The 9,949-nt window shown below is 69.0% G+C and carries 3 protein-coding genes, 1 tRNA gene and 1 rRNA gene; 1 reads left to right on the top strand and 4 read right to left on the bottom strand.

What is annotated here, in order from left to right; all coding sequences use genetic code 11:
* Positions 1–223: 223 nt before the first annotated feature.
* Entirely contained in the window at positions 224–5,683 is a 5,460-nt protein-coding gene (locus tag ACWGJB_RS35230) for a HAMP domain-containing protein (RefSeq protein ID WP_453384101.1), read from the bottom strand.
* Between the two features lie 428 nt (positions 5,684–6,111).
* Here ACWGJB_RS35230 and ACWGJB_RS35235 point away from each other — a divergent pair, with 428 nt between their 5' ends.
* Positions 6,112–8,868 (top strand): SpoIIE family protein phosphatase, encoded by a 2,757-nt coding sequence (locus tag ACWGJB_RS35235; RefSeq protein ID WP_453384102.1) that lies wholly within the window; start codon positions 6,112–6,114, stop codon positions 8,866–8,868.
* 59 nt (positions 8,869–8,927) lie between these two features.
* Here the strand turns inward: ACWGJB_RS35235 and ACWGJB_RS35240 are convergent.
* The 3 genes from ACWGJB_RS35240 to rrf all read right to left on the bottom strand — a co-directional run.
* Positions 8,928–9,003 (bottom strand) — tRNA-Thr (locus ACWGJB_RS35240).
* A 76-nt stretch (positions 9,004–9,079) separates the two neighbouring features.
* A complete protein-coding gene (locus ACWGJB_RS35245) occupies positions 9,080–9,742 on the bottom strand; it encodes a DegT/DnrJ/EryC1/StrS family aminotransferase (protein ID WP_453384109.1) in 663 nt (220 codons plus the stop codon).
* 114 nt (positions 9,743–9,856) lie between these two features.
* A 5S ribosomal RNA gene (gene rrf, locus ACWGJB_RS35250) occupies positions 9,857–9,949 on the bottom strand; the annotation flags it as partial.

Here is a 9,949-nt window from a genome sequence, read left to right on the forward strand (position 1 = left end):
CTCCCTTTCGCCGCCCGTCCTTGTGCCGGTCATGGTAGCCGCACCCCGCCTGTCGCCACACCCTGTCACCGCGATGTCACTGTGCACGTAGCAGAAACGCAGCCGGGGACCAGAAGGTTCCCCCAATCCCGCACTTCTACACGGGTTCGACAACCCTGAGTCAGCAACTCCCCGTGCACACGGAAGGTTCCCGAAACGTTCACATCACACCCGCCCGTTCCGGTCACTCCTCGCGCATCCACTTCTCCATCACCGCCAGCAGGTGATCGGGGTCGACCGGCTTGGTGACATAGTCGGAAGCGCCGGACTCGATCGCCTTCTCGCGGTCACCCTTCATCGCCTTGGCGGTCAGCGCGATGATCGGCAGCCCCGCGAACTGCGGCATCCGACGGATCGCCGTGGTCGTCGCATAGCCGTCCATCTCGGGCATCATGATGTCCATCAGAACGACCGCGACATCGTCGTGCTGCTCCAGGACCTCGATGCCCTCGCGGCCGTTCTCGGCGTACAGCACCGACAGGCCGTGCTGCTCCAGGACGCTGGTGAGCGCGAAGACGTTGCGGATGTCGTCGTCGACGATCAGCACCTTCTCCCCGGTGAACCGTACGCCCCGGCGCGGCGCCGGAGCCATCGCCTCCTGCTCGGCCAGCACCGGCCACGACTCGGCGATCTGCGGGGTGGCCCGGCGACGGCGCCGGAAGAGCGCCGCGGCACCGTTCTGGGTCTCCTGGTACGACTTCACCTCGGCCGGCGTCTCGATCTCCACACCGGACAGCTCCGAGCCGTGGTTCTGCGAGGCGACCAGGTCCCCGGCCTCCAGCGCCGGCATGGACTGCTGGTAGCCCTGCGGCGGCAGTTCGCTGGGGTGCAGCGGCAGGTACAGCGTGAACGTCGAGCCGCGGCCCGGCTCGCTCTGCGCGTGGATCTCACCGCCGAGCAGCTGCGCGATCTCCCGCGAGATCGACAGACCGAGGCCCGTACCGCCGTACTTGCGGCTGGTCGTACCGTCGGCCTGCTTGAACGCCTCGAAGATGACCCGCATCTTGCTGGCCGCGATGCCGATCCCGGTGTCGGTGACCGAGAACGCGATCAGCGGCGCGTCCGGATCGCTGAGCGAGCCGGCCTCCAGGAGCTGCTCCCTGATCCCCACCGGCACATCGCCGCTCGCCGGCCGGATCACCAGCTCCACCGAGCCGGAGTCGGTGAACTTCACCGCGTTCGACAGCAGGTTGCGTAGCACCTGAAGGAGCCGCTGTTCGTCGGTGTGCAGGGTGGCGGGCAGCTCCGGGGAGACCCGCACCGACAGGTCGAGGCCCTTCTCCGCGGTCAGCGGCCGGAAGGTGGCCTCCACGTAGTCCACCAGCTGGACCAACGCGATACGCGTCGGGGAGACGTCCATCTTGCCCGCCTCGACCTTCGACAGGTCGAGGATGTCGTTGATCAGCTGGAGCAGGTCGGATCCCGCGCCGTGGATGGTCTCGGCGAACTCCACCTGCTTCGGGGAGAGGTTGCCCTCGGCGTTGTCGGCGAGCAGCTTGGCCAGGATCAGCAGCGAGTTGAGCGGGGTGCGCAGCTCGTGCGACATGTTGGCGAGGAACTCGCTCTTGTAGCGCATGGAGACGGCGAGTTGCTCGGCACGCTCCTCCAGGACCTGCCTGGCCTCCTCGATCTCGGTGTTCTTCACCTCGATGTCGCGGTTCTGCTGGGCCAGCAGCTCGGCCTTCTCCTCCAGTTCGGCGTTGGACGCCTGAAGGGCCTTCTGCCGGTTCTCCAGCTCCGCCGACCGCTCCCGCAGCTGCTCGGTCAGCTCCTGCGACTGCTTCAGCAGCACCTCGGTCTTGGTGTTGACGGAGATGGTGTTGACGCTGGTCGCGATCATCTCGGCGATCTGGTTGAGGAAGTCCTTCTGGATCTGGGTGAACGGCGTGAAGGACGCCAGCTCGATCACCCCGAGGACATTGCCCTCGAACAGCACCGGAAGCACGATCACCTGCGCCGGCGGGGCCTCGCCGAGCCCGGAGGAGATCTTCAGGTAGCCGGTGGGCGCCTTCTCCACCAGGATCGTGCGCTTCTCCTGGGCGGCCGTGCCGATCAGCGCCTCACCCGGCCGGAACGACGTCGGCATGGAGCCCATCGAGTAGCCGTACGACCCCTGCATGCGCAACTCGTAGGCCTCCTCGGTCTCCGCGCTCAGGTCCTTGCCGTCGACCAGGGGCATCGCCATGAAGAACGCGCCGTGCTGCGCGGTGACCACCGGCGTCAGCTCGCTCATGATCAGCGAGGCCACGTCCGCCAGGTCGCGGCGGCCCTGCATCAGCGCCGAGATACGCGCCAGGTTGCCCTTGAGCCAGTCCTGCTCCTGGTTGGCGACCGTGGTGTCGCGCAGGTTGGCGATCATCTTGTTGATGTAGTCCTGGAGTTCCTGGATCTCGCCGGAGGCGTCCACGTCGATCTTCAGGTTCAGGTCGCCGCGGGTCACGGCGGTCGCCACGCGTGCGATGGCACGCACCTGCCGGGTCAGGTTCCCGGCCATCTCGTTCACGGACTCGGTGAGGTCCCGCCAGGTGCCGTCCACGTCACGCACCCGTGCCTGACCGCCCAGCTGCCCCTCGGTGCCCACCTCGCGGGCCACCCGGGTGACCTCCTCGGCGAAGCTGGACAGCTGGTCGACCATCGTGTTGATCGTCGTCTTGAGTTCGAGGATCTCGCCGCGGGCGTCGATGTCGATCTTCTTGGTCAGGTCGCCCTTGGCGATGGCCGTGGTGACCATCGCGATGTTGCGCACCTGGCCGGTCAGGTTGGACGCCATCCCGTTCACCGATTCGGTGAGGTCCTTCCACGTACCCGCCACACCCGGTACGTGCGCCTGACCGCCCAGAATGCCGTCCGTGCCCACCTCACGGGCCACCTTGGTGACCTGGTCGGCGAACGAACTCAGCGTCTTGACCATCGTGTTGATGGTGTCGGCGAGCTGGGCCACCTCACCGCTCGCCTCGATGGTGACCTGCCGGGTCAGGTCACCGTTGGCGACCGCCGCCGACACCTGGGAGATGTTCCGCACCTGCATGGTCAGGTTGTTGGCCATCAGGTTCACGTTGTTGCTGAGGTCCTTCCAGATGCCCGTGACACCCGGAACATGCGCCTGACCGCCCAGGATGCCCTCGGTACCCACCTCACGGGCCACCCGGGTCACCTGCTCGGCGAAGCTGGACAGCTGGTCGACCATCGTGTTGACCGTCGTGACGAGTTCGAGGATCTCGCCCTTCGCGTCAACAGTGATCTTCTTCGACAGGTCGCCCTTGGCGACCGCCGTCGTGACCTCGGCGATGTTGCGGACCTGGATGGTCAGGTTGTTCGCCATGAAGTTCACGGACTGGGTGAGGTCCTTCCAGGTGCCCGCCACCCCCTGCACCTCGGCCTGGCCGCCCAGGATGCCCTCGGTGCCCACCTCGCGCGCCACGCGCGTGACCTCCTGGGCGAACGACGACAGCTGGTCGACCATCGTGTTCAGGGTGTTCTTCAGCTCCTGGATCTCACCGCGCGCGTCCACGGTGATCTTCTGGGAGAGGTCACCCCGGGCCACCGCGGTCGCCACCTGGGCGATGTTGCGCACCTGGGCGGTGAGGTTGCCGGCCATGCCGTTCACCGAGTCCGTCAGGTCCCGCCACACCCCGGCCACACCGGGCACCTGTGCCTGACCGCCGAGCCGGCCCTCCGTACCCACCTCGCGGGCCACCTTGGTGACCTGGTCGGCGAAGGCGGAGAGTTGATCGACCATCGTGTTGATCGTGCTCTTCAGTTCGAGGATCTCGCCGCGCGCGTCGACGTCGATCTTCTGGGACAGGTCGCCCCGTGCCACCGCCGTCGTCACCTGGGCGATCTGGCGTACCTGCGAGGTGAGGTTGCCCGCCATGAAGTTGACGGAGTCCGTGAGCTCCTTCCAGGTGCCCGAGACGCCGTCCACGCGGGCCTGACCGCCGAGGCGGCCCTCCGTGCCCACGTCCCTGGCCATCCGCGTCACCTGGTCGGCGAAGCTGGAGAGCTGGTCCACCATCGTGTTCACGGTGTTCTTCAGCTGAAGCATCTCGCCGGAGACGTCGACCGTCACCTTCTGCGAGAGGTCGCCGTTGGCCACCGCCGTCGTCACCTGGGCGATGTTGCGCACCTGGCCGGTGAGGTTGCGGAAGGCGGTGTTGACGGAGTCGGTCAGGTCCTTCCAGGTGCCGGCGGCCCCGGCCACCTGGGCCTGGCCGCCCAGTTCACCCTCGACACCGATCTCCCTGGCCACGCGGGTGACCTCGGCGCCGAACGACGACAGCTGGTCGACCATGCCGTTGACGGTGTTCTTGAGCTCCAGCATCTCGCCGGCCACGTCCACGGTGACCTTCTGCGAAAGGTCACCGTTGGCCACCGCCGTCGTCACCGCGGCGATGTCCCGCACCTGCGTGGTCAGGTTCCGGAAGACCGTGTTGACGGAGTCCGTCAGGTCCTTCCAGGTCCCCGCCGCGCCCGGCACGTTCGCCTGCCCGCCGAGCTGCCCCTCGGCACCGACCTCGTTGGCCACGCGCGTGACCTCGTCCGCGAAGATCCGCAGCGTCTCGGTCATCTGGTTGATCGTCTCGGCGAGCTGCGCCACCTCACCGCGGGCCGGAACGGTCACCTTGCGCGACAGGTCACCGCTGGCGACCGCGGTGGTCACCTCGGAGATCCCGCGCACCTGAGCCGTCAGATTGCCCGCCATGGTGTTGACGGAGTCGGTGAGCTCCTTCCACGTGCCGGCGACCCCCGGCACGTGCGCCTGGCCGCCCAGGATGCCGTCCGTACCCACCTCACGGGCGACCCGGGTCACCTCGGAGGAGAAGGCCGACAGCTGGTCCACCATCGTGTTGACGGTTTCCTTCAGCTCCAGCATCTCGCCGGCCACCTGAACCGTGACCTTCCGGGACAGATCACCCTTGGCGACCGCGGTCGTCACCAGCGCGATGTCCCGCACCTGGGCCGTCAGCCGGTACGCCATCGTATTGACCGAGTCCGTGAGATCCCGCCACGAACCGGACATACCGCGCACCCGGGCCTGCCCACCCAGCTTGCCCTCGGTACCCACCTCGCTGGCCACGCGGGTGACCTCGTCGGTGAACGTCGACAGCTGGTCCACCAGGTTGTTGACGGTCCGGCCGACCTTCAGGAACTCACCGCGCAGCGGGTGCCCGGCCCCGTCCACCGACGGCGACCGCAGATCCATCCGCGGCGACAGGTCACCCTCGGCCACCGCCGTCAGGACCCGGCCCACCTCGGAGACCGGCCGCACGAGGTCGTCGACAAGGGCGTTGGAGTTGTCCACGGCGGCCGCCCAGGAGCCTTCACAGGCACCCGTCTCCAGCCGTTCCGTGAGTTTTCCCTCACGCCCGACGACCCTCCGCACCCGTGACAGCTCACCCGTGAGGTGGAGATTGCGGTCGGCGACCTCGTTGAAGACCGCCGCGATCTCCGACATCACGCCGTCACCGGACACCGTGAGCCGCTTGCGGAAGTTCCCGTCGCGCATCGCCTCGAGAGCCACCAGCAGCCGGTTCAGGGCAGCCGTGTCCACCGCCGTGGTCCCGTCACCGCCCCGCTGCCTGCTCAGGGACGGTCCGCCTTTCGCGCGCGCCTTAGTGCCCCGCGCCGCTGCGCCAGACTCCACTGTGTCCCTCCCGCAGGGGTCGACCGTTACCACTGTGCCCGTACCACTGTGCTGGGATACCGCCAGAGTCGGCGTACCGCTTACTCCGGCGTACCCGTTACTGCTGCGTACCCGTTACTGCTGCGTATTTCTGCCAGATCGGATCCGGCCACACCAGGGGCTGCTGCCCGCTGTACACGCAACGCACTCAGCCTGCCCGTACCTTCATCAGAAGCTTGCCCAGTGTTTCACCCTGTCCGAACCAGGCCATAACAGTTCGGCAGCTTCGCACATCGTCCGCACACCCTGGGGCGTAAACACTGGCGACCGGCATCCGCTCGGACGGCGAAGGTAAGTAACCTTGCATGCGGCTGTCCAGCCGCGCCGGTTTGTTCGGCCTGGGCGGTGGCACGAGAACGAGCGGGCATTCGGAGGGGCGGCCGCAGACCATGACCACCGGAGTGATCCCCGGGGGACACACCCCGGAGCCACGTCCCACGGGCGAGCGGATGCCGCAGCAGCGGCACGAGCCGGCCGGCCAGGTAAGCCCGCATGTCGAGAACCGGTCGAGGAGTTCTGTGATCACCGCGCGCGCGGCCGCCAGCTTCGAGCCCGTCGGGCGATCGGTCGCGACCGCCCGGGCCTTCGTCCGCGACACACTCCAGGGCTGGGGCTTCGCGGACGTCGTCGACGACGCCGTGGTCCTCACCAGCGAACTGGTGACCAACGCGGTGGTGCACGCGGGCACCCACGCCGACGTCCTGTGCCTGCGCGCGGACGACGGGGTGCGCATCGAGGTCGCCGACCGCTACCCGGAACGCGAGGTCCCGCTCCAGGGCTCCGCCGTCAACATGGGCAGCCCCGACCGCGAGGGCGGCCGCGGTCTCCAGCTCTGCGCGGCCCTCGCCGCCCGCTGGGGTGTCGAGTACACGCCCACGTACAAGAATGTCTGGTTCCAGATCGATCTCCCCGAGCGTCCGGTGGGCACGCGCGCGGCCGGCCCGTCGCTCCCCGCCGACCTGCTGCCCCTCGCGGACGGCCGGGTCCGGGTCGCGGTCGTCCAGATCGACCGCAAGGGCTCCGTCACGGCCTGGAACGAGGACGCCGAGGAACTCTTCGGCCACACCGCCGCCGAGGTCACCGGCAAGCCGCTGGCCGACCTCGCCGCCTGGCCGCACACCCCCGGCACCGGCACCGGTGTCGCCGAGGCCCTGCAGCTCTCCCGCTGGGAGGGCAGTTACGGCATCCGCGGCGCCGACGGCCGCGTCACTCCCGTCTACGCCTCGCACCTGAGGGTCCGCGACACCGGCGGCGAGCCCTCCACCGTCTGCCTGCTGGTGCGCGACCACGAACGGGCCGTCCTGCAGACCCCGTTGCGCCTGCCCGCCTCCGACGGCGGCGGCGCCCCCGACGGCCAGAGCACCGACCCCTTCGAGGTGTTCATCGGCTCACCGGCCCCCGACGACCTCGACGGCCTCCTCCAGCGCACGGTCGAGCGCGCCCGCGACATGCTCGACGGCGACTCCGCGTTCCTGCTCCTGGCGACCGACGACGAGACCGAGTTGGAGGTCCGCGCCTCCACGGGGCTGCCGTCCGCCCGTCAGCGCTTCGCGCGCGTGCCCGTCGAAGCCGGCCCCGGCCGCTACGGCTCGGCCCGTATGCCCGCCGTCCACGAGGATCTGATGGCCGTTCCGGGCGCGGTCCCCCTCCTGGGCGGCACCGGCATGCGCTCGGTCGTCACGGTCCCGCTGAAGGTCGAGGGCCGCCTGACGGGCTCCCTGGGCGTCGCCGCGGAGGCCCAGGGCAGATACTCCAACGAGGAGGCACTGCGCCTCCAGTTCGCCGCCGACCGCATCGCCCTCGCCGTCGAGTCGGCCCGCCTGGGCGAACTGGAGCGGCTGCGCCGCGGCTCGCTCAGTTTCCTGGTCGAGGCCTCCGACCTGCTCGCCGGCACCCTGGACCGCGACCAGACCCTCGCCCTGATGGCACAGATGACGGTTCCGACCCTCGCCACCTGGTGCGCGGTCTACACGATCGCCGACCAGGCCTCCGAGCCCTACCTGTCGTACGTCCTGCACGAGGACGAGGAACTCATCGACGGCATCAAGTCGTTGCTCTCCAAGGTGCCCCCGCCGGACCCGGTACCCACCCCGGGCGCCCGCGTCTGGGCGGCCCCCGGCGAGCACGCCCACCGGGCCGCTCTGCGCAGCTCCATGCGCAGTCTGGGCATGACCGGCGGCCCCGCCCGCCAGGTCTCCTCCGCCATCGGCCCGACGCTCGCGACCGCCTCCGCCGTGGGCGGCGAGACCGTCGTTCTCCCCCTGGTGGCCCGCAACCGTGTCATCGGCATGCTCACCCTGGGCAAGCCCACCGACGAACACTTCCGCCAGGAGATCCTGGAACTGGCCGAGGACCTGTCCCGCCGGGCCGCCCTCGCCCTGGACAACGCCCGCCTGTACTCGGAGCGCACGGCCATCAGCCAGGCCCTCCAGCGCAGCCTCCTGCCCCCGGGCACCCCGCACATCGACGGCGTCGAGGTCGAGGTCATCTACCGCGCGGCCGGCGAGGGCAACGAGGTCGGCGGCGACTTCTACGACGTCTTCCCCATCTCCGACGGCACGTACGGCTTCGCCATCGGCGACGTCTGCGGTACGGGCCCCAACGCGGCCGCCGTGACGGGGCTGGCGCGGCACGCGCTCCGGCTCCTGGCCCGGGAGGGTCTCAGTGGCCCCGCGGTCCTGGAGCGCCTCAACTCGGCCATTCTGGACGAGGGCGCCCGCAGCCGCTTCCTGACCCTCCTGTACGGCGAGATGCGCCCGCAGGAGGACGGCAGCGCGGAGATGAAGGTGGTGTGCGCCGGCCATCCGCTGCCGTTGCGCCTGCGCCAGGACGGCACGGTGGAGGCCGCCGCCGAACCCCAGCCGCTGCTCGGCGTCATCGAGGACCTGGAGCTCTACGAGCAGACGATCACCCTCGACCCGGGTGATGTCCTCCTGTGCGTCACGGACGGCGTGACGGAGCGCCGGGAGGGCACCCGCATGCTCGGCGACGACGGTCTCGCGGACGTCCTCACGACCTGCACGGGCCTGACGGCGGGTGCGGTCGCCGCACGCATCATGCGCGCGGTGGAGCGCTTCGCGTCCGACGCCCCGTCGGACGACATGGCGATTCTCGCGATGCGGGTCCCCGGCCTTCAGAAGGACTGAGGGCGGGGGCGGAGGAGGACACAAAAAAGTCCCGCCCTAAAGGGCGGGACTTTTCTTGCTGGAGCCCCCAAACGGAATCGAACCGTTGACCTTCTCCTTACCATGGAGACGCTCTGCCGACTGAGCTATAGGGGCCTGTTGCCTTTTCGGAGTTTCCCCCGCGGCAACGGAATAGATCATACCCCGAACGAAGCCGAGTTCCCAAACCCGTTCAGAAGGCGGGCTGGAGCAGTCCGCCCAGAGCGTTGCAGGCGGAGACGATCCGCTGCATCTCCCGCTTCGTCAACGAGGCGTCCACGGGCAGCGCCAGCGTCCCGTCGGCCGCCAGCTCGGTCTCCGGCAGCGAGACACAACGCCGGAATTCCGGCAACCGGTGCACGGGCGTCTTCACCGGCACCCGGCAGTCAACTCCCTTGCCCCGTAGAGCCCGCGCGAAAGCGTCCCGGTCGGGCCGGCCGTTCCCCGGCACCCGCACGACGTACTGCTGGTAGGTGTGCCCGTCGCCACCGTCCGGCGTCCGCACGCCACGCAGCTTCGCATCGAGGTAGGCGGCCCGCTGCCGCCGCTGTGCGATCTCGTCGTACGGGGCCTCGGACTCGCCCTGCTCCAGGACCAGCAGCCCGTGTCGCTGCCCCAGCGCGTGCAACCCCCGGATGTCGGCCCATCGTCCGAATCGGTGCACGACAACCACGGCTGCGGACCGGGCGGTTACCGCCGCTTCCACCGCCGAGACGTCGAGGCAGTAGGTCACCGGATCTATGTCGGCGAACACCGGAAGCGCGCCGGCGAGTGTCACGGCCTCGGCGACTTCCACGTTCCCGAAGGCCGGCACGATGACCTCGTCGCCGACTCCGACGCCGGCGGCCCTGAGCATTGCAGCAGTACCCATGGCAGCGATGCTCGGCGCGCAACGTGAACTTTGCGTTACGCATACCAAAAAAGGGCTGGACCCGGAACGGAAGTTCCGGGTCCAGCCCTTTGAATGATTGTTCGGCGGTGTCCTACTCTCCCACAGGGTCCCCCCTGCAGTACCATCGGCGCTGTAAGGCTTAGCTTCCGGGTTCGGAATGTAACCGGGCGT

The sequence above is a fragment of the Streptomyces sp. NPDC054813 genome, assembly GCF_053611365.1.